We start from the raw sequence: 26449 nt of genomic DNA, 5'->3' as shown, positions 1-26449 counted from the left end.
TTTCGGGCGCCCTGCCCTGCCGCGCTACCGCCTGTCCCGCAATTGCCACGCAACCGCCGCGTCCGTGGCGACAACGCCTTGTTTTATCTTGCATTTTCCCACGCCTCGCCACGGAACCCAGGCTTCATCTCAGCCGTTCTGCATCCCGAACGAGGAGGCGACCCTGATGACGGTGGGACCCGAATTGAAACGGCCGGCGCGCGTGCTGGTGGCCGGCATCGCCGCGAGCTTCCTGCTCGGCGGCGTCATCGCCCCGGCCCAGGCGCAGCCCGCCCCGCGCCCGGCGGCGGCGCGGCAGCAGGTGGACATCAACGTCTTCTACGCCCCCCTGGCCGAGCACGGCACGTGGGTGGCGCATCCCACCTACCAATATGTGTGGGTGCCCTCCGGGCTCGACGCCTCCTGGCGGCCCTATCAGGACGGGCGCTGGCTGTGGACCGACGACGGCTGGTACTGGGATTCGGCCGAGCCCTTCGCCTGGGCGACCTATCATTACGGCCGCTGGGGCTATGAGCCCGACTACGGCTGGTACTGGGTGCCCGGCGACACCTGGGCGCCGGCCTGGGTGCAGTGGCGGCGCGGCGGCGGGCGCACCGGCTGGGCGCCGGTGGCGCCCGACGCGCCGGGCTATGCCTATGGCGCCCCCCGCCGCTACGACGTGCCGGTGGCGGAAAGCTGGGTGTTCGTGGAGGACCGCTATCTCGCCGCGCCGGACCTTGCGGCGCGGGTGCTGCCGGTGGCGGCGCTGGCCGCCTGGCTCGGCGGCAATCCACGCAGCTACGACCCCGCTTACGGCAACGGCCGCGTGGTGACGCGCTTCGTGCCGCCCACCGAGTTCGGCGACGTGGTGGAGCGCGAGGTCATCACCCGCCGCCTGGTCTATGTGGACCGCTACCAGGAGGAGTTCGACGATACCGGCGGCGCGCGCATCGGCATCTACCGCCCCTATATCGGCCGGCCGGCGGACATTCCCCCGCCGCCCCGCGTGATGCGCGAACTGCCCGCCGACCGGCGCATCGTCATCCGCCAGTATGTGGAGCCGGGCGCGGCCGGCATCCTCGCCCCGTCGGCGGCGCTGCTCTCCGTGCTCGGCCCCGACCAGCGCCGCGCCCTGCGCGACGCGCGCTTTTCCGGCGACGAGCGGGCCTACCACCAGGATATCGACCGCTACCGCGCCGACCGCGAGCAGCAGTTGCAGCAGGAATGGCAGCAGGCCGAGCGCAACCGGGCGGCGTTCGAGCGCGCCCGGCTGGACGGCCTGCGCCAGCGCGAGCAGATGCAGCGGCAGATATTGGAGCAGCGCCAGCAGCGCGCCACCCAGGTGATCGAGCGGCTGGAGCGCGAGCGGCCGGACGCGGTGCCCCCCGCCCTGCCGCAGGCCCCCAACGCCCCCGGCGGGCGCGCCCTGCCCGGGCCGCAGCCCGGCACCCCGGCCCCCGCCGCCACCCCGGCGCCGGGCGCGCTTCCGGCGGGCGCTCCCCCGGCGGCCGCGCCGCCCGCCCCCAACGCCGCTCAGGCGCCGAACGCGCCGCGCCCCGCCGCGCCGCCGGCTACCGCCCCCGGCGCCCCGCCCCCGGCCCCCAACGCACCGCCGCCGCGTCCCTCCGGCGCAGGCGCGCCGCCGCCCGCCGCCGCGCCACGCCCGGCGGACGCGCCGAAGCCGGAAGCGCCGGCCTCGCGCCCGCAATCCGCGCCCGCCGCTGCCCCGCCGCCTCCGGCCGCGCCGCCCCCGGCGCCCAATGCCCCGCCCGCCGCACGCCCCGAACCGGCACGCCCGGCACCGCCTCCGGCCGCCGCCCCCGAGCGGCCGCCGGCTGCGGAGCGTCCCCCGGCGCCCCGGCCCGAGGCGCCCCGCGCGGAACCGCCTGCGGCGCGTCCGCCGGCACCGGCCGCGCCCGAGCGCCCGCCCCAAGCCGAGCGTCCACCCCAGACCGAGCGCCCGCCGGCGCCCCGGCCCGAAGCGCCCCGCGCGGAGCCTCCCGCGGCGCGTCCGCCCGCGCCCGCGGCCCCCGAACGCCCGCCGCAGGCGGAACGTCCGGCGGCGGCACCGCGCCCCGAAGCCCCCGCCGCCCGGCCGCCCCAGGGCGAGCATCCTCCCGCGCCCAGGCCCGAGGCGCCCGGTGGCCGGCCGCAGGGACAAGGCGGCGGCCGGCCGGATGCCCCGCCGGCACCGGGCGCGCCGCCCCCGCAATGACCGCCCGCCACGGGTAAGCGCCCGCTCAAAAGACGACACCCCGGTCGCGGATCGCGGCCGGGGTGTGGTGCTGGATGGACAATCGCGGGTGGGCGCCCCTCGGGTTCAGAAGGTCGCCTTCAGGCCGGCATAGACCGACAGGGGCTGGCCCGGTGTCTGCATCTCCGCATTGGCAAGGCCGAGGTAGCTGGCGTCGAAATAGGTGCCGTAGGTGGCGTATTTGGCGTTGAACACATTGTTCACCAGCGCGAACAGCTGGAAGTTCGCCGTCACCTGGTAGGAGGTGCGCAGGTTGGCGATCCAGTAGCCGGGCAGCTGCGGGTTCTGGTTGGCTTCGTCGCCCACGTAATACTGGCTGGACGCGGCGATGACGTCGCCGCCCACCTTCCATTTCGGCGTCACCATATAGTCGAGCCCGACCTTCAGCGTCTGCGGCGGGATGCCGGGGATGCGGTCGCCGGGGCTGACCTGCACCTCGCCGTCCACCGCCGAGGGATTGTTGGGCGAGGCGAGCGTGCCGGCGAACTGGAAGGTGGCGTCGATATAGCTGTAGTTGGCGTACATCGTCCACGGGCCGTTATTGTATTGCACCCCGGCCTCGAAGCCCTGGCGGCGGGTGTTCGGCACGTTGGTGTAATAGCCGTAGCCGGTCTGCGTGCTGGCCACCGCGATGATGTCGTCGTCGCTGTCGATGCGGTAGATGCCGAGCTTCCAGTTCCACCGCCCGCCGAGCAGCTCGCCGCGCCCGCGCAGGCCCGCCTCGTAGGTGTGTGACACCACCTGGTTGAGCGGCGGGTCAGCCACCAGCGAGTTCTCCAGCAGGCACGGCCGGTTGGGGTCGGCGCAGTTCAGCTCCAGCGGGGTCGGGGCGCGGTTGGATTCCGAATAGCCCGCATAGGCGGTGGCGTCCGGCGTGAGCTTGTAGGTGAAGCCGATCATCGGATTGACGCGCGAGAAGGTGTAGTCGCCATTGAGCTGCGGGCTGATGCCGGTGGCGTCCTCCATGGAGATGCGGGCGATGTTGAGTCTCGCCCCCAAGGTGGCGGTGAGGCGGTCGGTCATGTCGAAGGCGTTGCTGGCATAGAGGCCGTAATAGGTGGTCGTGGCGTTGAGATTCACCGGCTGGTAATAGACCTGATAGGCATCCGGCAGCGCGGAACTGGGCACGTTGTGCAGGTAGGTGCCGGTGCCGGCGACGCCCAGCGTGTTGGTGTCGGTGATGCCGAGCTCCGTGCTCGACTGGAAATTGATGGTGCTGTAGTCCAGTGAGCCGCCGACCACGAAGTGGTTGGTATGGCCCAGCAGCGTGTCGTCGCTCACCGCCTGCACCGAGCCGCCATAGGTGGTGGTGTCGGTCCAGGTGCGGTTGATGACGCCATAGAGCTGGTTGTCCGCCAGGGTCTGGTACGGCACCGTCTGGCCGAACTGGTTGTACAGCACCATCTGGCCGCGGAAGGCGGCGTATTGCGGGTTCGAGGCCACCGTCCCGCCGCTCGCCGGGCCGTTGAAGCCGTCCTCCTCCAGGCAGATCCGGCCGGTGCCGACGGTGGGGTTCCAGCGGCTGGAGCAGCTCTCCAGGTCCGCGTCATTGCCGTCCACGTGGGACTGCTTGAACTTGCGCACGTAGAGATTGCCCTGGAGCTGCCAGGTGTCGGTCAGGTCATAGCGGCCGTTGAGGGCGAGCGAGGACATCTCGTTGGTGGTGCTCTGCGGCCAAGTATAGACCGAGTTATAGTCGAGGTTGAGCATCTCCACCGGGGTCGGCCCGACCACGCCGAGGGTGTTGCGGGCGGCGCTGGCGGTGACGTGCACCTCGCCCTTGTCGCCCTTCCAGCCGAGGTCGCCGAAGAAGCGCACGAGGTCGGACGGCGACTGGTAGCGCCAGCCGTCGTCATGCACCGCGTCGGCGGCCACGTAGAGGCCGACGCCGTCCTTCTCGCCGCCATACTGCACCGACCCGCCGATCTGGCCGAACGAGCCGCCCTGGATGCTGCCTTCGAAGCCGTGATAGGTGAAGCCGTTCTTCATCTGGATCGACACCGCGCCGCCGAGCGCGTTGAGGCCGAACACCGGATTGTTGGTGAACACGTCGGCGCGGTCGATGGCGACGGTGGGGATGAGGTCCCAGTTGACCGTGTCGCCGAACGCCTCGTTGACGCGGATGCCGTTCTGGTAGACCGCCAGCCCCTGCGGCGTGCCCTGGAGCGGCGAGGCGGCGAAGCCGCGATAGCGGAAGTCCTGGAAGAACGGATTGCCCTGCACGTCGGAGGTGGTGGCGCCGGGCACGTTCTGGAACAGCGCATCGGTGACGGAGAACGAATAGAGCCGCTCGAAATCCTGCGCGGTCAGGGTGTTGACCATGCCCGCCACCTTGTCGGCGGCGATGCCGGTGCCGTGCAACGGCGAGGTGTCCACCACCTGGACGTCGGGCAGCTCGATGACCTGGCCGGAACCCGCCGAAGCCTGGCCGGAGCCCGCCGATTGCGCCGCGGCCGGCGCGGGAAGGACCGCCCCCGCCGAAACCATCCCGCCCGCCAGACCGAGCGCTGCCGCAATGGCACGCCGAGACGCCTGCCCCTTCATCCGCCCACCCCTTTTCGCTTCCCCTGGGGGGTCCCGGCAGATCAAGCGCCTGCGGATGGGCATCGGGACACGCCGGCGCGGATCGATCTTCCGGGGAAGACCGCGTCCGGACCCGGCACCGCGCCCCGGGCAATGTTACCGGGACAATGTGCGGATGTGCGTCGCAATGCTCAAACTATTCAAGGACCACGGCGTAAAAGTATAAGCCGATGAAATAACGTCAATATATTTGTATCTTATATTGTCATTATAAATTTTATCTTATCTTGAGCGAACCACCGGCACCCGGCTGGCACCCCGGCGTGCCCGCGGCGCTCCGCTCAATGACCGTGGTCGGGGCGCTCATCGGCGCCGTGGCGATGGCGGTGGTGCAGGTCGGGATAGTGTGGATGGCTGTGCCGCAGCGACGCGTGGACGTGCCAATGGGTGTGCGGCTCGCCCGGCGGCACGTCCGGGCCGTGGGCATGCTGGTGGTGCGCGTCGTGGCTGTGGCGGTGGGCGTGGGCCAAGGCCGCGTGGGCATGCTCGTGGGCATGCCGTTCGGACAGATGCAGCCACAGGCCGAGCGCCATCAGCCCGCCGGCGATGACGAGGCGCACGGTCAGCGGCTCGCCCAGCAGCGCCACCGCCAGCACCGCGCCGACGAAAGGCGCCAGGGAGAAATAGGCCCCGGTCCGCGCCGCGCCCAGGTGGCGCAGGCCGAGCACGAACAGCGCGAGGCTCACCCCATAGCCCAGGAAGCCGACGACGGCCGCCGCCGCGATCCCGCCCACCGGCGGCAGCGGCACGCCGGCCGCGAGCGCCAGCGACAGGTTCACCGCTCCCGCCACCAGCCCCTTGAGCATGGCGATCTCCACCGGGTCGGCGGAGGAGAGCTTGCGGGTGAGGTTGTTGTCGATGCCCCAGCACAGGCACGCCCCGGCGATCAGCGGGGCGCCCCAGCCCAGCGCCGCCCCGCCCTGCCACGACAGCACCGCCGCCCCGGCGAGGATGGCGGCGGCGCCGGCCAGCAGGCGGCGGTCCACATTCTCCCGCAGCACCAGCCAGGCGATGGCCATGGTGGCGAGGCCTTCCAGATTGAGCAGCAGCGCGGCGCTGGCCGCGTCCGAGCGGGCGAGGCCGAACATCAGCAGCAGCGGCCCCAGCACGCCGCCGGCGAGGATCACCAGCCCCAGCCAGGGCAGGTCGGCCGCCTTGAGCGGCGCCTCGCGCGGCGGCAAGCGCAGCGCCGTCCGGCCGAGATGCACGCCCGCAAGGCCGAGGCCGGCGCCCAGATAGAGCAGCCCGGCCAGCATCCAGGGGTCGATGGCGCCGAGCAGCAGCTTGGCCAGCGGCGTGCTGGCGCCGAACAGCACTGCGGAAAAAAGCGCCAGCGCGATTCCGGTGCGGTGCATCCCGTCCTCCTGCGGCGAATGAAAAAGGGCCCGTGGCGCGGACGCCACGGGCCCTTACGGTTTGCCCCGCGCGGGCCTCAGCCCACCGCAGCCTGCGGATTGACCGAGGTGCGCTTCACCGCCAGCTTGTTCAGCGCGGTGATATAGGCGCGGGCCGAAGCCACCAGCGTGTCGGGATCGGCGGCGCGGGCGGTCACCACCTTGCCGTCCTCCTCCAGGCACACGGAAACTTCCGCCTGGGCGTCGGTGCCCTCGGTCACGGCGTGCACCTGGTAGAGGTCGAGCTTCGCGCTGTGCGGCACCAGCGCCTTGATGGCGTTGAAGGTGGCGTCCACCGGGCCGTTGCCCTCGGCCTCCTCGGTGTGCACCACGCCGTCCACCGCCATGCGCATGGTGGCGCGCTGCGGGCCGTGGGTGCCGGCGATCACCGACAGCGAGACCAGCTTCATGCGGTCGTAGGCATTGGCGATGCCCTGGTCCACCAGCGCCTCGATGTCCTCGTCATAGACCACCTTCTTGCGGTCGGCGAGGTCCTTGAAGCGGGTGAAGGCGTCGTTCAGCGCGTTCTCGCCCAGTTCGTAGCCCAGCGCCTTCAGCTTGTCGCGGAAGGCGGCGCGGCCGGAATGCTTGCCCATCACCAGCGAGGTCTTGGTCACGCCCACGCTCTCGGGGGTCATGATCTCGTAGGTAGTGTTGTTCTTCAGCATGCCGTCCTGGTGGATGCCGCTCTCATGCGAGAAGGCGTTCCGGCCGACGATGGCCTTGTTGTACTGCACCGGGAAGGAGGTCACCGCCGACACCAGCTTGGAGGCGCGGGTCAGCATGCGGGTGTCGATATTGGTGCGGTAGGGCAGCACGTCGCGGCGCACGGTCAGCGCCATGGCCACCTCCTCCAGCGCCGCATTGCCGGCCCGCTCGCCGATGCCGTTGACGGTGCACTCGATCTGCCGGGCGCCGCCCTCCAGGCCGGCCAGCGAATTGGCCACCGCCAGGCCCAGATCGTTGTGGCAATGCACCGAGAAGATCGCCTTGTCCGCGTCCGGCACGGTCTCCCGCATGGTGCGGAACATGTGGCGGTATTCCTCCGGCGTGGCGTAGCCCACGGTGTCCGGCAGGTTGATGGTGGTGGCGCCGGCGCGGATGGCGGCCTCCACGCAGCGGGCCAGATAGTCCAGCGGCGTGCGGGTGGCGTCCATGGCCGACCATTCCACGTCCTCCACCAGGTTGCGCGCCTGGGTGACGGTGGCGGTGATGATCTCCAGCACCTGCTCCTGGCTCTTGCGCATCTGGTGCTCCAGATGGATCGGCGAGGTGGAGACGAAAGTGTGGATGCGGCCGCGCTTGGCGTGGCGCACCGCCTCGCCGGCGCGGGCGATGTCGGCGGGGATGGCGCGGGCGAGGCCGGCCACCGTGGCGCGCTGGATGCGGCGGGCGATCTCGGACACGGATTCGAAATCGCCGATGGAGGCGATGGGGAAGCCCGCCTCGATCACATCGACGCCCATCTCGTCCAGCAGGGAGGCGACCTCCAGCTTCTCCTCCAGCGTCATGGAGGCGCCGGGGCACTGCTCGCCGTCGCGCAGGGTGGTGTCGAAGATGATGACGCGGTCGGAGGCGGATACGGGCGCCGCTTGGGTCTGGCTGTCGGTCATGGCACGGGTCCTTCTGGGGTCGGGCCGTCTCGATCCATCTGTCGGGAGAGCGGCCACTGGGGCGTCTGGTCGGCTTCGAAGCGTCCCCTGAGTGCCCAGGCGCGTGCGCCCGGCCGGCCCTCAGGGGCGGCTAAGGAGAAGGAGCGCGCGCGCAATAAGAGCGTTGCCCGGATTGATCTCAATCCGGGTGGCGGACCCAGCTATGTTCGTCGGATAGGACGACACGGACGTGCTGCTCGCTCACCAAATATGCGCTCTGCCTCGCTCATAGCCGCAAAGGCGCCCCGCGCGCAAGAGGCGGCGTCCGCCATGTCCGGTCCTGCGGCGTCCGCCCGCACCGCCGCGGGGCCGCAGGGAGAGGTGTTCAAGCGCGCCGGAACATGCTCTAAGCTCGCCCATCTATCGGACCCGAAGAGACTGGCCATGGCGGATCACGGCATTCCTCATTTCTGCAACGATCGCGGCGTCGGCGTGATCGAGGTGGGCGCGCACGAGTTCATGTGCATCGGCGCCACGCCGCCCTTCGACCATCCGCACATCTTCATCGACCTCGGCTCCGATCCCGAGGCGGTGTGCTCCTACTGCTCGACCCTCTATCGCTTCAACCCGGCACTGAAGGCGGGCACCGCCAAGCCGGAGGATTGCCTGTGGGTGGAAAAGCCGGCGGCCTGACGATGGCCGGCACCGCGCCATCGGGCGCGCTGATCGTCGGCGCGGGCATCGGCGGGCTGGCCTGCGGCATCGCCCTGCGCCGCGCCGGCCTCAAGGTCCGCCTCCTGGAGCAGGCGGACGCGCTGGCCGAAGTGGGCGCCGGCCTCCAGCTCACGCCCAACGCCACCCGCCATCTGCGCGATTTCGGCCTGCTCGATGCGCTGGAGCAGGTGGCCGTGGCCCCGCGCGCGCTGGAAGTGCGCGACGGCCGCAGCTTCGCCCTCCTCGCCCATTGCGACTACGCGCCCATGGCCGCGCGCCTCGGCGCCCCCTTCCTGGTGGTGCACCGCGCCGACCTGCTGGCGGTGCTGGCCGAGGGCGCGCGGGCGGCCGGCTGCGAGATGCGCCTCGGCGCCCGCCTGCAAAGCCTGGAGCCCCACGGCGCCGGCATGCGCGCGGTGGCGGCGGAAGGCGATGGGCTGATCGCCGAGACCGCCGATATCGTCATCGGCGCGGACGGCGTGCGCTCGGTGGTGCGCGAGCACCTGCACCTCGGTGCCCGGCCGGTGTTCGCCCGCCGCGTCGCCTATCGCGCCACCATTCCGCTGCGCGCCGACACGCCGAAGGACGTGCGGCTGTTCCTCGGCCCCGACGCCCATCTCGTCACCTATCCGGTGAAGTCCGGCACGGCGGTGAACGTGGTCGCCATCGTCAAGCAGGACCGGCCGGTGTCGCGCTGGAGCGAACCGGGCGAGGCCAGCGCCGTGCACGCCGCCTTCGCCGGCTGGGCGCCGGAGGTGCGCGCCCTGTTGCAGGACGCCCCCGCCTTCCTGTGCTGGGGCCTCTACGACGTCGACCCGCTGCCGCGCTGGAGCGAGGGGCCGATCACGCTGCTGGGCGACGCCGCCCATGCCATGCTGCCCTTCCTGGCCCAGGGCGCGGCCCAGGCCATCGAGGACGCGGCCGCGCTGGCCGCCGCCATCGCGCGCGGCGGCGCGACGCCCGCGGCGCTGCGCAGCTACGAGGCCGCCCGCCAGCCGCGCACCGCGCGCATCCAGCGCGGCGCCCGGCGCAATGCCGGCATCTATCACATGAAGGGGCCCGCGCGCCTCGCCCGCGACGCGGTGATGCGCGCCACCGGCGCCGGCCTGCTGGAGCGCTACGACTGGATCTACGCGGGCTGAGGCCGCATTCTGCGCCTCTAATACGTCCGCGGCGTGCCGAGCATGGCGCAGGCATGGGCGTAGAGTTCCATGTCGTGGCGGTTGTAGCGGGCGATCTTCTCGGCCAGCGCCGGGTCGATCTCCCGCACCGATCTGCGCTCCGGCGTGACGTTGAGGGTCGCCATGGCGACCCCCGCCATCTCCGGCAGCGCCGCCGGCAGGCGGGCCAGATCCGCATCGAGATGCTCCTGCCGGCCGACCCAGACGCAGGCCTCCAGCGCCCGCTTCGCCCGGTCCAGCGCGGCGTCGAGATCAACCTCCGTATTCAGCACGTGGTCGCCCAGTTGGCGGACCTGCCGGTTGAAGATGTTGCGGAAGACGATGGCCGCGTCGAGCGCGAAGAAGGCATCCACGTCATGGGACTTGGCGGCGTCCACGTCGGTGGCGATGCCCCAGGCCTGCATGCGGGCGTAATAATACCAGGACAGGGCGCGGTCGATGGGCTCGCGCAGGATGGTGAAGGTGGCGGCATGCGGGAAATGGCGCGTCACGTCGGCCATGCTGATGTGGCCCGCCACCACGTCATAGGCCGCGAGGCGCCCGGCCTCCTCCGGCGAGATCCGGGTGGCGGCGAAGGACGGGCTGACGGAAGCCTCGCCGAACCCCGCGCACAGCGCTGCCCGGAAGCTGGTGCCCGCCGTCTTGGGCACATGGACGAAGACCGAGCGGACCATCGCACCCTTCCGCGTTCAACCCGAACCAGGCGGCGACATGCGCCTCAGCCGGGCACGCCGTCAACAGCCGCGAGGAAGGCGCGCAGGGCCTCAGGGTCGAACGGCCGCGCCGTCCAGGCGAGATAACCGTCCGGCCGCACCAGGAAGGCGTTGCCGGGCGCCGCCTGATAGGCCGCCGCGAAGGTGCCCGCCGCATCATGCACCAAGGCGAGGCCCGCCGGCTCCGGCACGCGGGGCGCGGCGAGATGGCCGATGAGCGGCACACGCTCCAGCGCCGCCATGGGCGTGATCGCCACCGCCCGCAGCGGCAGGCCGCCGCCGCGCAGGCGGCGGATGTCCGCTTCCAGCGCGGCGAGCGCCGCCGCGTCCGCCGTGCTCATCAGCAGCAGCACGTGCTCGGTGCCCCGCAGCAGGTCGAACAGGCGCAGCGGGAAGCCGACCCCGTGCCGGCGCAGCGACTGCGCATCCGGCGCCCGGTCGCCGGCCCGCGGCGCGGCGGCAGGCGCGGGCGCGCCGGCATCGGCAAAGCCGGCCCGGCCGCGATAGGACAGCAGGATCTGAGTATCCGCCAGCCGGTTCGGCGGCGTGCGGCGGCGGCCGAGATTGACGCTCTCCTCCACCGTGCGGGCGATGACCTCCCGCGCCACCGGGCGGCGCTCGGCCTCGTAGCTGTCCAGCAGCGCGGCCGAGGCCTTGTGGCGGATCACCAGCGCCAGCTTCCAGGCGAGATTGTAGGCATCCTGGATGCCGGTGTTCATGCCCTGCCCGCCGGTGGGCGGGTGGATGTGCGCCGCGTCGCCGGCCAGGAAGGCGCGGCCCGCGCGATAGCGCGCCGCGAGCCGCATGGAGATGCGGAAGCGCGACGACCAGCGCAGGTCCGACAGCACCGGCGGCCTCGCCACCACCCGGTCGGCCACCGCCTGGAGCGCCTCCAGCGTCGCGCCCGGCTGCTCCGCCTGGATGCCGTGGGCGATGCCGTCGGCCGGGGCCTCCTCCGCCATCGCCTCGGCCAGCATGGAGACGCGGTAGCGGCCGGGCTCGGGCAGGGGAATGGCGATGAACAGGTCCGGCGGGGCGTCCTCCTTCAGCTCCAGCGCCCTGAGCGCGAAGCCGCGCGGCAGGTCGGCGTCGGCGGGCCATTGCGCGTGCACGTCGCCCAGCATGAAGGGATAGGGAAAGGCATCGCCCTCGAACGGAATGGCGAGGCTGCGCCGCACCGCGCTGTGGGCGCCGTCGCAGCCGATGACATAGGACACGTGGTCCACGCTGGCCTCGCCCTCGGCGTCGATCAGGTCCACCCGCACCCGTGTCACCCCCTCGGTGAGCGAGATGAAGCCGACGCCGCGCTCCACCTTCACCCCGAGGGTGGCGAGATGGGCGGCGAGGATGCGCTCGGTCTCCGGCTGGGGAATGCCGAGCCCGGCATAGGGCAGGTCGGAGAGGTCCACCCGGCGGGTGCGGTTCATCACCCCCTTCACCTCGATGCGCAGGCCGTCCAGCCACAGGCCGGCATCGATCATGGCGCGGGCGACGCCCATGTCCTCATAGACTTCCAGCGTGCGCGGGGTGACGCCGATGGCCCGGCAGTAAGGCGAGGGCTTCAGCGCCTTGTCGATGATGCGGACGGAAACGCCGTGGCGCACCAGCTCCGCCGCCATGACGAGGCCCACCGGCCCCGCGCCCACCACCAGAACGTCCGCCATGCCGCACCCTCCTGCTGGGAGGCCAGTTGTGGCCGAGCGCCCCGCCGGCCGCAATGCCGTTCTGCACGGCGCGGGTGCCCGGACGCACCGCGTCCCGCCTCACCCCCAGGCCGCGATCAGCGCGCGCGCCTCGGCGGCGGGATCGGCCGCGCGCATGATGCCGCCCATCACCGCCGCGCCGGCGATGCCGCAGGCCCGGCAAGCGGCCAGCGTAGCGGCATCGATGCCGCCCAGCGCCAGCAGGGGACGGGCCGTGGCGCGCGCCAGCCGCGCCAGTCCCTCCGGCCCCAGCGCCGGGCCGTAGCCGGGCTTGGAGGCGGTGAGGAAGGCGGGACCGGCGATCAGATAGGACACGCCGGCGGGCGCTGCCGCCGCTTCCGCCTCGGAATGGATGGACAGCCCGACAAGGGCCGCCGGCCCCAGCAGCGCGCGGGCGGCCGCCGCATCGGCCCCGGCGGGCAAATGCACGCCGTCGGCCCCCGCCGCCGCCGCCAGCGCCGCCGAGCCGTGCAGCTTCAGCCGCGCGCCATAAGCATGGGCGACCGGCAGCAGCGCTCGCACCAGCGCCACCTGTTCCGCCTCCGGCAGGTCCTTCTCCCGCACGCTCACCCAGCGCAGCCCGGCACCGAAGGCGGCGGCGAGGATGCCGCCGAGATCACCCCGCGCCTGGGTGCGGTCGGTGATGAGCAGGAGCGGAGGCGAGGGCAGCACGGCAGGGTCCTGGGAGATGGGCGCGCGCAGACTGGCCCGCACGGGACGCGGCGCCCAGGGGGATGAAACACGCAAGGTGACCGGACGATCCCCTGCTAGACTGCGCGTGCCGAGGCTCTTTTCACGGAGTGCCGCGCGTCTTCCAGGGAGATGTCAGCCCATGGACCCGCCCAAACCCCGCCGCCCAGCCCGCAAGCCGCTCAAGCGGATGAGCACGGAAGAATTGTTCGATTTCTTCATCGACCGCTCGCTCGAAATGAAGCGGGCAGACGACTGGATGGAGAACGGCGCCTACAACCGGGCGCACAAGATCGTCCGCGACATCCGAGAGGAATTGAAACAACGCCCTGGAGATCAGCGCCACGCGCTGCTTCCGCTGCTCGCCCACCGCAACATTCAGGTCCGCCTCAATGCCGCCATTGCGACCCTCGCGCTTTCCCCTGCAGCCGAGGAGGCGCTGAAGGGTATTGCTCCATTAGGATACTGCGCCCAGGCCATCGATGCCGCGAATCTGCTGAAGGCGATGGCGGCGGGAAGATACAAGCCCTCGTGACGCGCGGCGTCACATGGCGCAGCGCCGGCGGTCAGCTCCCCACGAGGCCAAATTCGGGGCTGGAGGCTTCCGCATGCAGCTTCTTCGGGATGCGGCCGGCGAGGCGCGCGAGGCGCCCGCCCTCCACTGCGTGGCGGAAGGCGCTCGCCATGCGCACCGGGTCGTGCGCCTTGGACACCGCCGTGTTGAGCAGCACGGCCGCGCAGCCCAGCTCCATGGCCAGCGCCGCATCCGAGGCGGTGCCCAGCCCCGCGTCCAGCACCACCGGCACCGGGGAACGGGCACAGATCAATTCGATCATGTGCGGGTTGGCGATGCCGAGCCCGGTGCCGATCATGGAGCCGAGCGGCATCACGGTGGCCGCGCCCAGGTCCGCCAGCTTCTGGCAGATCACCGGGTCATCGTTGCAATAGGGCAGCACCACGAAGCCGCGACCGACCAATTCCTCGGTGGCCTTCAGCAGCTCTTCCACATTGGGATAGAGCAGCTCGCGGTCGCCGATCACCTCCAGCTTCACCCAGTTGGTCTCCAGCGCCTCGCGGGCCAACTCCGCGGTGAGCACGGCGTCCTTGGCGGTCTGGCAGCCGGCGGTGTTGGGCAGGAAATGCACCCGGCCCGAGAGCAGGTCGGCGAGGCTTTCCTCATAGCCCGAGAGGCTGATGCGGCGGATGGAGGCGGTGGCCATCTCGGCGCCCGAGGCGGCGAGCGCGTCGAGGAACACCTGCTGGTTGGGATAGCCCGCCGTGCCGAGGAACAGGCGCGAGGCGAAGGTGCGCCCGGCGATCACCAGGGGATCGGCCGGGGCGGCGGGGGGAGCGACATTGACGTTCATGCTGGTCTCTTTCCCGCCGGGCTGATCCGGCGCTCATTCTGAATCGACGCCCGGCGAGAGACCGGGCGGCGCGCCTCAGCCGCCCTGCTTGGCGTGGATGATCTCCACCGCGTCGCCGGAGGCGAGCGCCGTTTCCGCCCAGGCGCGGCGGGACACGACGGCGCCGTTCAGCGCCACGGCGATGCCCTTGCGGGTGGCGTCGAGCCCGACCGCGCCGAGCAGATCGGCCACGGTCGAGACGGCGAGGCGCTCGTCCTTGCCGTTCACCCGCAGCTCTATCCCGTCGGCCTTAGCCATCTGCTCGATCACGTCGGAGGTCATCAGGGTCAACTCTTGCCGGTCCATCTGGTTCGTCATTCCGCCGCCGCGCGGGGCAGGAAACGCTCGGCGGCGAAGGGCGCGATCACCGGGTCGGCCTCGCCGTCGAGGATGAGCCTGGAAATCGCCCGCGCCGTCACCGGCAGCAGCAGGATGCCGTTGCGGTGGTGGCCGGTGGCGAACACCAGCCCCTCCACCTCGGCGCTCAACCCCAGGATCGGCGCGTCGTCGCGGCTGCCGGGGCGGAAGCCGACCCATTGCTCGAGGATGGTGAGTTCCTCGATGGTGGGCAAGGCCCGCCAGGCATGGGTAAGCAGGGCCAGCTGCCCGCCGGCGGTGAGGTCGGTGTTGAAGCCCCTCTCCTCCACCGTGGCGCCGACGATGAGGCGACCGTCCCTGCGCGGCACCAGATAGGTGCCCGGCGCCCAGACCACATGGCTGAGGATGGGGGCCGCCGGGTCCATGGCCAGCGCCAGCATCTGGCCCTTCACCGGGCGCACCGGCAGCGGCGTGGCGGGCGCGATGGCGATGCCGCGCGACCAGGCGCCGGCGGCGAGCACCACCACGTCGGCGCCGAAGCGCTCGCCCTTGGCGATGACGCCGCGGGCGCGGCCGTCGACCGTCTCCACGCGCTCGACCGGGCAGTCCTCGTGCAGCCGCGCGCCGGCATTGAGCGCGGCGATGCGCAGCGCGGCGGACACCTTGCGATTGTCCACCTGATGGTCCTCGGGGCACCACACGGCACCGGCGAGCTTGGTGGCGAGATGCGGCTCGCGCCGGCGCACCTCGGCGCCGTTCAGCCATTCCACCGGCAGGCCGAGGCCCTGCTGGAAGCTGATGAGGTGGCGCAGCTTGGCGCCGTCGTCCGCATTCAGCGCCAGAACGATGGTGCCGTCGGTGCGCAGGTCCACCGCCATGCCGGCGGCGGCTTCCAGGTCCGCCGCGAAGGACGGCCACAGGCGCTGGCTCTCGCGGTTGAGCGCCAGCAGGCCTTCCTCGCCGGGCTCGGCCTCCGCGCAGGCGGCGAGCATGCCGGCGGCGGCATGGCTGGCACCAAGGCCGGAACGGCCCTGCTCGAAGATGTCCACCGTGCAGCCGGCGGCGGCGAGGCGCCAGGCGATGGACAGGCCCATGACGCCGGCGCCCACCACCGCCACATGCGGGCGGGCAACGCCGGACGTGCGGGACGTGGCTGTACCGGACTTGGCTGTGCCGAAAGCGGAATTCGATGCGTGTTGCGACAAGCTCTCGCTCATCGGCTCCTCCCTACGCTGGCATGACCCAGACAGGTTCGATGGGTATGATCTCAGCCGCGCGTGACGCGCGGCACCCCAGGCCGTCAAGTCATTACTATCGCCGGATATGCTTCGACGGCAAGGTAAACCGGAAGCCTCCGCCTGCGCCCGATGGGCGCGCCCCGGCTGTGGCATGTTTCGCCGGGCCGGGCAATGCTGGGCGGCGGCGCCCGTCAGTCGACGGCGGCGTTGAGCCGGTCGCGCAGGGTGATCATCTTTTCGCGCAAGGCGGCGGCGTCCTCCCGGCACAGGCCGATGGCCGCGCCCATGGAGCGGATCACCTCCTGCGCCTTGACCTCCAGCGCCCGGCCCTGCTCGGTGAGGGTGATGTTGACCACCCGTTCGTCTGCCGGATTGCGCGCCCGGCGCACGTGGCCGGCGCTTTCCAGCCGCTTCAGCAGCGGCGTCAGGGTGCCGGAATCGAGGTGCAGCTGCTCGCCCAGCTCCTTCACGCTCTGTCCGTCCGCCTTCCACAGCAGCACCAGGATCAGATACTGCGGATAGGTGAGGTCGAGCGCCTTGAGCAGCGGACGGTAGGCCCGGGTGAAGGCGTGCTCGGCGGAATAGACCGCGAAGCACAGAAGGTCGTCGAGGCAGAAGCTGGACATGGCAGGGCCGGACACGGGACTTTCGAGGCGCAGGTCTGGGCGCGGGTTGAGTTGGATGGGCTTATACACCAACGGCAATTAAATTGCACCCAACCTTTTTTGCATGTGCAGCATCCAAGAGCATTGCATAAAATTGTCTCGCGTGCAATTAATTTGGAATATCCGGCGTAACGCCGCCCCAAATGTCCGGCCCCCGCGGCCGTGGAGCATGCCAGATGACGCCTCGCCCGACCCTGCGGGATGGCCAGCGGCCTCCCACTCCCGACACCTCCCCCGTGCCGCCCGACGTCCGCGACGACGCGGTGCCGCGCGGCTGCCTGTGCCGCATGGACGATCTGACCGCGCCCTGCCCCGCCGACCTCTCGACCTGCGAGGACCTTCCGGTCATGTTCTTCTCCTGATTCAGGAGGAACGCTGACCATGAAACTCTATTGGGCGCCCCGCAGCCGTGCGTTCCGGACCCTCTGGCTCATGGAGGAAACCGGGGCGCCCTACGAGTTGGTACGGGTGGAGCTGTCGAGCGGCGCCACGGAAGGCTCCGACTGGCTGGCGGCCAACCCCATGGGCAAGGTGCCCACCCTGGTGGACCGCGGCGTGCCCGTGGCCGAGAGCGGCGCCATCGCGCTCTATGTGGCCGACCGCTTCCCCGAGACCGAACTGTCGCCGCGCCTCGGCGATCCCGAGCGCGGCCCGTTCCTGCACTGGCTGTTCTTCGCCGCCACCTGTATCGAGCCGGCGCTGCTGCAGAAGCTGAAGGGCATCGAACTGCCGCCGAGCTCCGCCGGCTGGGGCAGCTATGACAAGGTGATGACGGTACTGGAAGGCCGGTTGAGCGAAAACCATTTCATCGCCGGCGACCGCTTCACCGCCGCGGACACCCTGCTCGCCACCGACCTGCGCTACTTCATCGAGATCTTCAAGCTGCTGGAGCCTCGCCCCGCCTTCACCGCCTATCTGGCGCGCTGCGCGGAGCGGCCCGCCTTCCACCGCGCGCTGGCGATCGAGGCGGAATACGCCTGAGCCCAGCGCCTCCCGCCCCTTGCGCGGGGCGGGCTTCGGCGCGCAAATGGCGGCCATGTGGCTGCTGCGCACCCTCCTGCCCCTCGCCCCGTTCGCGCGCCGGATGCGCCACGGCATGACGCTCGGCGTGCGCGCCATCGCCATCGGCGCGGACCGGCGGGTGCTGCTGGTGCGCCACACCTATTCGCCCGGCTGGCACCTGCCGGGCGGCGGGGTGGATGTGGGCGAGACCGCCGTCGAAGCCGCGCGGCGTGAACTGCTGGAAGAGACCAATACCCGCGCCATCGGCCCGCTGGAGCTGCACGGCGTGTTCTTCAACCCGCCGGTGGGCGGGCGGGACCATGTGGTGTGCTTTCGCGTGCCGCGCTTCGAGATGGGTCCGCTCCCCGCGCCGACCTACGAGATCGCCGAGGTCGGCGCCTTCCTGATCGACGCCTTGCCCGAGACGGTGACGCCCGCCACGCACCGGCGCCTGCAAGAAGTTGCGTCCGGGGCCGCTCCGGACGATTGTTGGTAGACAAACAAAATGCCATGATCGGCCCGGCGCCGGGCGCCTTGCAAGAATCCGCTCCAAATTCGGCTCGCAAGACCTTAAAGGACGGAGCGCAAGCCCCGCGGCACGACATATTGCGGCAGAGAGGAGCCACAGATGGGTGAACCAGCCAAGGCCGAGACGGCCTCCGGACAGAAGGCGGCATTCGATTGGGCCGATCCCTTCCGCTTTAACGACCAGCTGACCGAAGAAGAGCGCATGGTGCGCGACACGGCCCGCGACTATGCGCAGGAGAAGCTCCTGCCGCGCGTCACCTCGGCCTATCTCGACGAGCGCTTCGACCGCGAGATCATGAACGAGATGGGCGAGCTCGGCCTGCTCGGCGTCACCATCCCGGAGACCTACGGCGGCGCCGGCCTCGGCTACGTGTCCTACGGCCTCGCCGCCCGCGAGGTGGAGCGGGTCGATTCGGGCTACCGCTCGGCCATGAGCGTACAGTCCTCGCTGGTCATGCACCCGATCTACGCCTATGGCGACGAGGCCCAGCGCAAGAAGTACCTGCCCAAGCTCGCTTCGGGCGAGTGGGTCGGCTGCTTCGGCCTGACCGAGCCGGACGCCGGTTCCGACCCCGCCGGCATGCGCACCCGCGCCGAGAAGATCGACGGCGGCTACCGCCTGACCGGCGCCAAGATGTGGATCACCAACTCGCCCATCGCCGACCTCGCGGTGGTGTGGGCCAAATCGGCGGCCCATGGCGACGCCATCCGCGGCTTCGTCGTCGAGCGCGGCATGAAGGGCTTCTCCACGCCCAAGATCGAGAAGAAGCTTTCCCTGCGCGCCTCCATCACCGGCGAGATCGTGCTTGAGGGCGTCGAGATCCCGGAAGCGAACCTGCTGCCCAACGTGGCCGGCCTGAAGGGCCCGTTCGGCTGCCTCAACCGCGCCCGCTACGGCATCGGCTGGGGCGTGATCGGCGCGGCGGAGGCCTGCCTCGACGCCGCCCGCCAATATACGCTCGACCGCAAGCAGTTCGGCCGGCCGCTGGCCGCCACCCAATTGGTGCAGAAGAAGCTGGCGGACATGTCCACCGACATCGCCTTCGGCCTGCAGGCCTGCCTGCGCGCCGGCCGGCTGTTCGACGAGGGCCAGTTGGCGCCGGAGACCATCTCCTACATCAAGCGCAACAATTGCGGGAAGGCGCTGGACATCGCCCGCGTCGCCCGCGACATGCACGGCGGCAACGGCATCTCGGCCGAGTTCCACGTGATCCGCCACGCCGCGAACCTGGAGACCGTGAACACCTATGAAGGGACGCACGACATCCACGCGCTGATCATCGGCCGCGCCATCACCGGCATCCAGGCCTTCTTCTGAGCGGCACGGCCCCGGCGGGCCGCTCCCTCCCCCCGAAACGCGAAAGGCCCCGGCATGCGCCGGGGCCTTTTCGTTTGCGCGCCATGCACGCCTCACGTCGGCTTCCATGAACCACTATCCAGAGAGCGCAACATGCGTGTCGCATCGACAGCTTGAGCGCAATATCCCAGCGGAGCGATCCCCCGCATGGCGGCCACGGCAGCGGGTGAGAGAGCCAAAGTAGCTACTGCCGCATTGAGACGAACCTGTATATTGGGATGCTCAAGCAGCGGCAGCAGCGCATGGCGCCCGTCGCCTGGCCGCGCCTTCATTTCCGCCTCGACATCGCGCAATTTTTTGTGCGCACGATTATAGGCGCCGTTCTCCATCCAGTCGTCCGCCCGCTTCATTTCCAGCGAGAGGTCGACGAACAGGGCAACGAGTTCGTCGGTGCTGCAGGTCTCAATTCCGCGTTTCGCCATCCCACAACGCCTCAGGTCGGCTTATAGGAGCCCTCTTCCAGGGCTTCCAGCATTAGCCTGGCCTCGAAAGGCTGGCTCCCTGGCCCCAACGGCGCGATCCCACGCAAGGCGGCTTCGGCATCGGGCGAGAGCGCGAGTGTGGCAAAAGCCGCATTGAGACGCACCTGTATGTTTGGATGCGCAAGCAATGGCAGCAGAGCATGGCGCTCATCTCCAGGCCTTGTCTTCATCTCTGCCCTCACGTCGCGCAACTTCTTGTGGGCGCGATTATAGGCACCGTTCTCAAGCCAATCATCCGCCCGTTTCATTTCCAGCGAGAGGTCGACGAACAGGGCGACGAGTTCGTCGGTGCTGCAGGTCTCAAATCCGCGTTTCGCCATCCCGCAACGCCTCAAGTCGGCTTATAGGAGCCCTCTTCCAGGGCTTCCAGCATTCGTCTGGCCTCGAAAGGCTGGCTCCCTGGCCCCAGCGGCGCGATCCCACGCAAGGCGGCTTCGGCATCGGGCGAGAGCGCGAGTGTCGCGAACGCCGCATTGAGCCGAACCTGAATATTCGGATGCGCAAGCAATGGCAGCAGGGCATGGCGCTCATCTCCCGGCCTTGTCTTCATCTCTGCCCTCACGTCGCGCAACTTCTTGTGGGCGCGATTATAGGCGCCGTTCTCAAGCCAATCGTCCGCCCGCTTCATCTCCAGAGATAGTTCGACGAAGAGAGAGACAAGCTCGTCAATGCTTAATCTAGATATTTTGCTTGAATTTTTCATTTCGATAAAACCTTCACTTGCTTAAGTATTTTCAATCCGAACTCCGTCCGATCCTCCCAGCTTTTGCCTCGCAAGTAATTTCGTGGCGAGGCTCCAAGCTGCTCGTCGTACCGATTGTAATATCCGTTGATCTCCCAATGTTTGAACGTCGAGATGCGGACGAGGTTGTCCGGCCCGTCGATCAGGTTTCGGGAGAAGCCCTCGGCTTCGGCGGGACCTTGCTCGACGATGTGGTGCACATCAGTCCCCTGCCGGGGCTGCCGAACATCGGCTTGCAACTGGTCCAGCGTCTTCGGCGCCTCAAGATAAGACGAAATGTACCCGCCGTAAGTCTCATGCAGCCAGAAGCCCGCGACAAGGCCTGCGGCGACAAGGGCGGTCGTCACAGGGTTTGCTATGGCCGCGCGCGCCACCCATTGCGCCGCGACGCGCGCGAGACGAATGGCCTGCCAGGGGCTTGCCGGAGGCTCCGGTGGAATCGGCGGGGGAGGCTCCTCGAATGGGGCGCTGTTCGAGGGCCAGATGGCGATGAACAAGCGGGGATTGGGCGTCCTGGAATTCTCGTCCCCACCGGAATCCGCGGGCTCGCGGAAAGCGGCAGATCCATCGGCGTCGACCCATCTGCCGCTGACTTCCCCCATGCCAGCGGGATTGCGTGGCTGGTTGTGATCGAAATTCGCCTTTCGCCACGCCGCGCTCAGGATCATGCCCTTGGTCAGGAACCGGAGGGCCGCCAGTTCGGACCGCAGGCGCAGCAGTTCAAGCCTCTGATCCTGCCAGTTGCTCTCATCCTCCGCTGCGCTGGGCGATCGGTGCTGCGTGACGGCCATGATCCACCTCCCTGTGACCCACTCAAGGATGAGCGCGACGCCAGGGAGAGGGGATAAGTATATAGGAAAATTTTCTTATGACGAAGCCTCTCCGCGACAGATGCGCGGGAAAAGACACATATATTGAGATACTTGTGAAAATTTAGCGCCGCTGCCCTATGTGGCTTCACGCGCAGCGCATGCAGACTTATGTCCCACCTTGCATGATACTGCTGCCGGAACGGCAGGCCTCGAACCGAGGCCTGCCCATCAGCACATGCGAGCCCCTTTTGCCTTGGGCGAACCGCCTTGCCGCCTGTAAGCTCCCGCCACCCCGGCGGGCACGCGCATTGCATCCACCGGGCAACGTCGCGTGGAGGCCGTCATGACCTATGTCCATCAAGTGGGAAGCCGCAGGTTCGCCTTCGCCGACCTGAAAGACCTGATGGCCAAGGCCACGCCGCCCCGCTCCGGCGACATGCTGGCGGGCATCGCGGCGGCCACGGCGGAGGAGAACGTCGCCGCCAAGATGGCGCTGGCCGACCTGCCGCTGAAGGCCTTCCTCAGCGAGGCGGTGGTGCCCTACGAGGCCGACGAGGTCACGCGCCTCATCATCGACGGCCATGACGCGGCGGCCTTCGCGCCGGTGTCTGCCTTCACCGTAGGCGATTTCCGCGACTTTCTGCTCTCGGATGCGGCGGACAGCGCCGCGCTGGCCCGCCTCGCCCCCGGCCTTACCCCGGAGATGGTGGCCGCGGTGTCAAAATTGATGCGCAATCAGGACCTTATCCTGGTAGCGAAAAAGTGCCGGGTGGTGACGCGCTTCCGCAACACCATCGGCCTGCCGGGCACGCTGGCCGTGCGCCTCCAGCCCAACCACCCCACCGACGATCCGGCCGGCATCTCCGCCGCCATGCTGGACGGCCTGCTCTATGGCTGCGGCGACGCGGTGATCGGCATCAATCCCGCCTCCGACAGCCTGCCCGTGCTGGACCGCCTCATCAAATTGACGGCGGAGGTGATCGAGCGGTTCGAGATCCCCACCCAGAGCTGCATCCTCACCCACATCACCTCCTCCATCGAACTGATGAACCGGGGCGCGCCGGTGGACCTGGTGTTCCAGTCCATCGCGGGCACGCAGGCGGCCAACAGCTCCTTCGGCATCGACCTCGCCGTGCTGAAGGAAGGCACGGACGCCGCCCGCGCTCTGAAGCGCGGCACGGTGGGGCAGAACGCCATGTATTTCGAGACCGGCCAGGGCTCGGCGCTCTCCGCCAATGCCCATCACGGCGTCGACCAGCAGACCCTGGAAGCCCGCGCCTATGGCGTCGCCCGCGTGTTCGAGCCGCTGCTGGTCAATACCGTGGTCGGCTTCATCGGGCCGGAATATCTCTATGACGGCAAGCAGATCATCCGCGCCGGCCTGGAAGACCATTTCTGCGGCAAGCTGCTGGGCGTGCCTTTGGGCGTCGACGTCTGCTACACCAACCATGCCGAGGCCGACCAGGACGACATGGACACATTGCTCACGCTGCTGGCGGCGGCGGGCGTCACCTACATCATGGGCATTCCCGGCGCCGATGACGTGATGCTCAACTACCAGTCCACCTCCTTCCACGACGCGCTCTATGTGCGCGAGGTGTTCGGCGCGAGACGAGCGCCCGAGTTCGAGGCGTGGCTGGAGCGCATGGCCATCACCGGGCCGGACGGCCGCCTGCTGCCCGCCAGCGGCTCGCACCCGCTGCTCGGCTTCGCCACGGACCACACGAGCGCGGGCCGCGCGGCATGAGCCCGCGCGATCCCTGGCAGGGCCTCGCCCGCCACACCCCGGCGCGCATCGCACTCGGCCGCACCGGCGCCAGCCTGCCCACCGCCGAGGTGCTCAAATTCTCCCTCGCCCACGCTCTGGCGCGCGATGCCGTGCACACCCCCTTCGATGCCGCCGCGACCGGCGCGGCGGTGCGCGCGCTCGGCTTCGACACGCTGGACGTGGCCAGCGCCGCGCCCGCCCGCGATACCTATCTGCGCCGCCCGGACCTCGGCCGCCGCCTGTCGCAGGACAGCCGCGCCCTGCTCGCCGCCCGGCCGCCGGAGCCGGTGGATCTGGCCCTGGTGGTGGCCGACGGCCTGTCCTCGGCGGCGGTGCATGCGCAGGCGGTGCCGTTCCTCGCCGCGCTGAAGCCCTGGATCGCGCGGGAAGGCTGGACGACCTCGCCGGTGGTCGTCGCCCGCGAAGCCCGCGTGGCGCTGGGCGACGAGGTGGGCGCGCTGCTCAACGCCCGCGCGGTGCTGGTGATGATCGGCGAGCGCCCCGGCCTGTCCTCGCCGGACAGCCTCGGCCTCTATCTCACCTTCGCGCCCAAGGTCGGCGCGAGCGACGCGCAACGCAACTGCATCTCCAACGTGCGCGCCGAGGGGCTCTCGCATGAGGCCGCCGCCTTCAAGCTCGCCTGGCTGCTGAAGGAAGCCTTCCGCCGCGGCCTCACCGGGGTGGAGTTGAAGGACGAGAGCGACGAGGCCCTGGTGGACGGCCGCCCGCCGCTGCGCCTGCCCTGAGGAGGGCCTGCGTCTTCTGGTTGCGCGGCATGGAACTTGCCTTACGATAAACGGGGCACAGCGCCGTTTGGGCGGGCCGCCCCGCGCACGCGGAGATGTCTCATCATGAGCGAAAGCACTGCACCGAGACCGACAGGCGTCAGTTACACCACCGTTGATGTCACCTATTTCGAGCAGCGCCAGCTGAAGCGGCATGCCCGCGTCTGGTCGCTCTGGGCGCTGGGCGTCGGCGCCGTCATCTCCGGCCATTTCTCCGGCTGGAACCTCGGCATCGCGTCGGGCGGCTGGGGCGGCATGTTCATCGCCGCCGTCATCATCGCCATCATGTATCTGGGGCTGACCTTCTCCATCGCCGAGATGTCGCCGGCCCTGCCCCACACCGGAGCGGCCTATTCCTTCGCCCGCACCACCATGGGGCCATGGGGCGGCTTCGTCACCGGCCTGTGCGAGAACGTGGAATATGTCATCACCCCCGCCGTGGTGGTGTCCTTCATCGGTTCCTACATGGGCTCCATCTTCGGCACGCCGCCCGCCTTTCAGCCGGTCTACTGGATCTTCGGTTACGTCATCTTCGTCGGTCTGAACGTGGTTGGGGTGGAGCTGTCGTTCAAGGTGACGTTGGTGGTGACGCTGGCCGCGCTCGCCTGCCTCGTGGCCTTCTGGGTCTCGGCCATTCCGGTGATGGACTTCTCCCGCTGGGCGCTGAACATCGGCGTCGGGCCGGACGGGGCGGCGGTGGAGCTGCCCAATGGCGGCGGGCCGTTCCTACCGTTCGGCATCGGCGGCGCGCTGGCGGCCATGCCGTTCGCGGTGTGGCTGTTCCTGGCCATCGAGCAACTGCCCCTGGCGGCGGAGGAATCGGTGGATCCCGCCACCGACATGCCCAAGGGCATCATGCTGGGGATGGCGACGCTGATCGTCTCCGCCTTCATGATCCTGTGGCTGAATTCCTCGGTGGCCAACGGCGCGTTCGGCCTGTCCACCTCGCTGGAGCCGCTGCTGGACGGCTTCAAAGCCATCTACGGCACCGGCATCGCCAAGCTGCTGGCGCTGGTGGCGGTGATCGGGCTGATCGCCTCCTTCCACACCATCATCTATGCCCAGGGGCGGCAGATCTATTCGCTCTCCCGCGCCGGCTACTTCCCGCGCGGGCTGTCGGTGACGCACGGCTCGCGCCGCACGCCCCATGTGGCCATGGCGGCCGGCGCCCTGGTGGGCCTCGTCATCATGCTGGGGATCTGGTTCGCGCTGGGGGCGGATGCGGGCGCGGCGGCCATCGGCGGCACGCTGCTCAACATGGCGGTGTTCGGCGCCATGCTGTCCTACGTGATGCAGGCCGTCTCCTTCATCCTGATGCGGCGGAACATGCCGCACATCCCGCGCCCGTATAAGAGCCCGTTCGGCATCCCCGGGGCGGTGGCCACCATCGTCATCGCGCTGGTGACCATCTACTTCCAGCTCTCCGATCCGCTCTACCGGGCCGGGGTCATCGGGGTTGCCGTCTGGTTCGCGGTGGGCATCGCCTATTTCGCCGCCATCGGCCGCCACAAGCTGGTGCTCTCGCCGGAGGAGGAGTTCGCCCTCTCCGGCGGCACCACCGACTACAAGAGCTACTGACCGGCGCAGGCCTCGCCCCCTCGCGCCCGGCCCCCGAGGCCGGGCGCGGTTCGCCGGGTTTCAGACCGGCTCGACGGACACCACGCGGAAGGTGTGGAACGCCTCCCCCTCGCGGATCGACACATATTCGCCGACCGTGAAGCGCTCGTCGTTGAAGCGGTAGCCCGCCTCGTCCTCCTCGTCGCCGGTGAGGTCATAGCGGAACGCCCAGCTGCCGCCGGGCCGGCGCACCAGATGGCCCTTGTCATCGGCCTCGTTCGGCCGGAAGCGCACCACATGGCAGGCATCGCGATGCGCCGCCCACAGATCGGCATCGATCTGGCCATTGGCATCGAGCGGCGCGACGAACAGGTAGCCCACGTTCCGGGCGCCTTCCGGATGATCCTTCTCGCGGGCCAGTTCGAGCCGGACTTCTTTGAAGGCATGGGGAAGCTCGCTCATGACATCTCTCTCCCTTGGAGGCATTCGTCTGCGATTGCCGGACGGGCGCGGCCGCGCGCGGCGGCGCAGCCCGGACGGCCTGGACTGGGCGGCAGCGCGGGCGCGCCGCCCCCGTGGCTCGGGTCCAAACGGTCCCGAACTAGAGCGCGATCCGATCAGATTGTTTCAATCTGATCGGTGAATCGCCCTCTAACACTCTGATAGAGAACGCTTTACCGTTCAAATGGCGATGCCATTTGAACGGAACGTGCTCTAGGTAGTGTGGACTCTTGGGGTTCCCGGGCTGAATGATCTGTGATTCAAAGCTGCCTTTGATGAGGCAGCGATGGGTGTTCTTGATCGACTGGTGCTTGGGGATGAGCAGTGGGCGCGGATAGCGCCGCACATCATCGGCGACGAGCGGACGCGCGGCTCTTCGGGCCGGGACAATCGTATGTTCATCGAGGCGGTGCTGTGGATCGTGCGCACCGGCTCGCCTTGGCGCGATCTGCCGGAGCTGTTTGGAGAATGGAACACCGTCTTCC

Annotated in this window: 27 protein-coding genes and 1 riboswitch; of the genes, 12 read left to right on the top strand and 15 right to left on the bottom strand. The window is 69.6% G+C overall.

All coding sequences use genetic code 11. The features are described from left to right. Positions 1 to 166: 166 nt before the first annotated feature. A complete protein-coding gene (locus YU1_RS33470) occupies positions 167 to 2194 on the top strand; it encodes a DUF6600 domain-containing protein (protein ID WP_029004639.1) in 2028 nt (675 codons plus the stop codon). A 105-nt stretch (positions 2195 to 2299) separates the two neighbouring features. On the opposite strand, the gene YU1_RS0114160 is transcribed toward YU1_RS33470, so the two are convergent. The 3 genes from YU1_RS0114160 to YU1_RS0114150 form a co-directional block, all read right to left on the bottom strand. Beyond that, complete coding sequence (locus YU1_RS0114160) at positions 2300 to 4720, bottom strand: TonB-dependent receptor (RefSeq protein ID WP_245263333.1); 2421 nt, start codon at positions 4718 to 4720, stop codon at positions 2300 to 2302. Between the two features lie 377 nt (positions 4721 to 5097). After that, complete coding sequence (locus YU1_RS0114155; RefSeq protein WP_029004637.1) at positions 5098 to 6171, bottom strand: DMT family transporter; 1074 nt, start codon at positions 6169 to 6171, stop codon at positions 5098 to 5100. Positions 6172 to 6248: 77 nt separating this feature from the next. After that, positions 6249 to 7823, bottom strand: coding sequence for a 2-isopropylmalate synthase (locus YU1_RS0114150; protein WP_029004636.1), 1575 nt, complete (start codon positions 7821 to 7823; stop codon positions 6249 to 6251). Positions 7824 to 8246: 423 nt separating this feature from the next. On the opposite strand from YU1_RS0114150, the gene YU1_RS0114145 reads away from it, so the two are divergent. Both YU1_RS0114145 and YU1_RS0114140 read left to right on the top strand, forming a co-directional pair. Next, positions 8247 to 8495, top strand: a complete 249-nt coding sequence (locus YU1_RS0114145; protein ID WP_029004635.1) for a zinc-finger domain-containing protein — start codon at positions 8247 to 8249, stop codon at positions 8493 to 8495. Beyond that, positions 8471 to 9658 carry an FAD-dependent monooxygenase gene (locus YU1_RS0114140; protein ID WP_245263332.1) on the top strand — a complete coding sequence of 396 codons (1188 nt, stop codon included), beginning with the start codon at positions 8471 to 8473 and terminating at the stop codon, positions 9656 to 9658. Before YU1_RS0114145 ends, YU1_RS0114140 begins: the two co-directional genes overlap by 25 nt. 17 nt (positions 9659 to 9675) lie before the next feature. Here YU1_RS0114140 and YU1_RS0114135 read toward each other — a convergent pair whose 3' ends face one another. The 3 genes from YU1_RS0114135 to YU1_RS0114125 form a co-directional block, all read right to left on the bottom strand. Then, positions 9676 to 10371 (bottom strand): sulfotransferase family 2 domain-containing protein, encoded by a 696-nt coding sequence (locus tag YU1_RS0114135; protein ID WP_029004633.1) that lies wholly within the window; start codon positions 10369 to 10371, stop codon positions 9676 to 9678. A gap of 44 nt (positions 10372 to 10415) precedes the next feature. Next, positions 10416 to 12074, bottom strand: a complete 1659-nt coding sequence (locus YU1_RS0114130) for an FAD-dependent monooxygenase (protein ID WP_029004632.1) — start codon at positions 12072 to 12074, stop codon at positions 10416 to 10418. Between the two features lie 99 nt (positions 12075 to 12173). Beyond that, positions 12174 to 12785, bottom strand: coding sequence for a thiamine phosphate synthase (locus YU1_RS0114125; protein WP_029004631.1), 612 nt, complete (start codon positions 12783 to 12785; stop codon positions 12174 to 12176). 160 nt (positions 12786 to 12945) lie between these two features. On the opposite strand from YU1_RS0114125, the gene YU1_RS33465 reads away from it, so the two are divergent. Next, positions 12946 to 13338, top strand: coding sequence for a DUF2019 domain-containing protein (locus YU1_RS33465; protein WP_029004630.1), 393 nt, complete (start codon positions 12946 to 12948; stop codon positions 13336 to 13338). A 31-nt stretch (positions 13339 to 13369) separates the two neighbouring features. Here YU1_RS33465 and thiG read toward each other — a convergent pair whose 3' ends face one another. The 4 genes from thiG to YU1_RS0114100 form a co-directional block, all read right to left on the bottom strand. After that, positions 13370 to 14170, bottom strand: coding sequence for a thiazole synthase (gene thiG, locus YU1_RS0114115; RefSeq protein WP_029004629.1), 801 nt, complete (start codon positions 14168 to 14170; stop codon positions 13370 to 13372). A 75-nt stretch (positions 14171 to 14245) separates the two neighbouring features. Then, the gene (thiS, locus tag YU1_RS0114110) at positions 14246 to 14491 is read right to left on the bottom strand and encodes a sulfur carrier protein ThiS (protein WP_245263331.1); all 246 of its coding nucleotides are present in this window, start codon (positions 14489 to 14491) and stop codon (positions 14246 to 14248) included. Between the two features lie 32 nt (positions 14492 to 14523). Then, a complete protein-coding gene (gene thiO / locus YU1_RS0114105; protein ID WP_084539862.1) occupies positions 14524 to 15744 on the bottom strand; it encodes a glycine oxidase ThiO in 1221 nt (406 codons plus the stop codon). Continuing rightward, a riboswitch (TPP riboswitch) is annotated at positions 15733 to 15832 on the bottom strand. It overlaps the preceding gene by 12 nt. Before the next feature lie 124 nt (positions 15833 to 15956). Beyond that, on the bottom strand, positions 15957 to 16391 hold the full coding sequence (locus YU1_RS0114100; protein ID WP_029004626.1) for a MarR family winged helix-turn-helix transcriptional regulator: 435 nt from the start codon (positions 16389 to 16391) through the stop codon (positions 15957 to 15959). A 215-nt stretch (positions 16392 to 16606) separates the two neighbouring features. On the opposite strand from YU1_RS0114100, the gene YU1_RS33460 reads away from it, so the two are divergent. The 4 genes from YU1_RS33460 (at position 16607) to YU1_RS0114080 (ending at position 19278) form a co-directional block, all read left to right on the top strand. Next, entirely contained in the window at positions 16607 to 16792 is a 186-nt protein-coding gene (locus YU1_RS33460) for a hypothetical protein (protein ID WP_156922139.1), read from the top strand. Between the two features lie 19 nt (positions 16793 to 16811). Then, positions 16812 to 17411 carry a glutathione S-transferase family protein gene (locus YU1_RS0114090; RefSeq protein WP_029004625.1) on the top strand — a complete coding sequence of 200 codons (600 nt, stop codon included), beginning with the start codon at positions 16812 to 16814 and terminating at the stop codon, positions 17409 to 17411. Between the two features lie 46 nt (positions 17412 to 17457). Then, on the top strand, positions 17458 to 17928 hold the full coding sequence (locus YU1_RS0114085; RefSeq protein WP_245263330.1) for an NUDIX domain-containing protein: 471 nt from the start codon (positions 17458 to 17460) through the stop codon (positions 17926 to 17928). A 132-nt stretch (positions 17929 to 18060) separates the two neighbouring features. Further along, positions 18061 to 19278, top strand: a complete 1218-nt coding sequence (locus YU1_RS0114080) for an acyl-CoA dehydrogenase (protein ID WP_029004623.1) — start codon at positions 18061 to 18063, stop codon at positions 19276 to 19278. 92 nt (positions 19279 to 19370) lie between these two features. Here the strand turns inward: YU1_RS0114080 and YU1_RS32680 are convergent, their stop codons facing one another. From YU1_RS32680 to YU1_RS32020, 4 genes are read right to left on the bottom strand one after another with little or no spacing between them, the layout of a single operon-like run. After that, entirely contained in the window at positions 19371 to 19739 is a 369-nt protein-coding gene (locus YU1_RS32680; RefSeq protein ID WP_029004622.1) for a DUF2019 domain-containing protein, read from the bottom strand. An 11-nt stretch (positions 19740 to 19750) separates the two neighbouring features. Then, positions 19751 to 20119, bottom strand: coding sequence for a DUF2019 domain-containing protein (locus tag YU1_RS29440; RefSeq protein ID WP_035715389.1), 369 nt, complete (start codon positions 20117 to 20119; stop codon positions 19751 to 19753). Between the two features lie 11 nt (positions 20120 to 20130). Then, on the bottom strand, positions 20131 to 20502 hold the full coding sequence (locus YU1_RS0114065; RefSeq protein ID WP_029004621.1) for a DUF2019 domain-containing protein: 372 nt from the start codon (positions 20500 to 20502) through the stop codon (positions 20131 to 20133). Then, positions 20499 to 21332 (bottom strand): hypothetical protein, encoded by an 834-nt coding sequence (locus YU1_RS32020; RefSeq protein ID WP_051356863.1) that lies wholly within the window; start codon positions 21330 to 21332, stop codon positions 20499 to 20501. The genes YU1_RS0114065 and YU1_RS32020 overlap by 4 nt, the downstream gene beginning before the upstream one ends. 364 nt (positions 21333 to 21696) lie before the next feature. Between YU1_RS32020 and YU1_RS0114055 the strand changes: the two genes are divergently transcribed. The 3 genes from YU1_RS0114055 (at position 21697) to YU1_RS0114045 (ending at position 25484) form a co-directional block, all read left to right on the top strand. Beyond that, on the top strand, positions 21697 to 23100 hold the full coding sequence (locus YU1_RS0114055; protein WP_029004620.1) for an ethanolamine ammonia-lyase subunit EutB: 1404 nt from the start codon (positions 21697 to 21699) through the stop codon (positions 23098 to 23100). Next, positions 23097 to 23867, top strand: coding sequence for an ethanolamine ammonia-lyase subunit EutC (gene eutC, locus YU1_RS0114050; RefSeq protein ID WP_029004619.1), 771 nt, complete (start codon positions 23097 to 23099; stop codon positions 23865 to 23867). Before YU1_RS0114055 ends, eutC begins: the two co-directional genes overlap by 4 nt. A gap of 105 nt (positions 23868 to 23972) precedes the next feature. Then, positions 23973 to 25484, top strand: coding sequence for an amino acid permease (locus YU1_RS0114045; RefSeq protein ID WP_029004618.1), 1512 nt, complete (start codon positions 23973 to 23975; stop codon positions 25482 to 25484). A 60-nt stretch (positions 25485 to 25544) separates the two neighbouring features. Here the strand turns inward: YU1_RS0114045 and YU1_RS0114040 are convergent, their stop codons facing one another. Beyond that, positions 25545 to 25925 carry a hypothetical protein gene (locus YU1_RS0114040; RefSeq protein ID WP_245263329.1) on the bottom strand — a complete coding sequence of 127 codons (381 nt, stop codon included), beginning with the start codon at positions 25923 to 25925 and terminating at the stop codon, positions 25545 to 25547. 325 nt (positions 25926 to 26250) lie between these two features. On the opposite strand from YU1_RS0114040, the gene YU1_RS29430 reads away from it, so the two are divergent. Then, a partial coding sequence (locus YU1_RS29430) for a transposase (RefSeq protein ID WP_035713249.1) occupies positions 26251 to 26449 on the top strand: 199 nt, incomplete at its 3' end.

This window comes from Azorhizobium doebereinerae UFLA1-100 (assembly GCF_000473085.1).
Taxonomy (GTDB): Bacteria; Pseudomonadota; Alphaproteobacteria; order Rhizobiales; family Xanthobacteraceae; genus Azorhizobium; species Azorhizobium doebereinerae.
The sequence above is the reverse complement of the archived record's forward strand: the minus strand, read 5'-3'. Positions and strand labels throughout refer to the sequence as shown.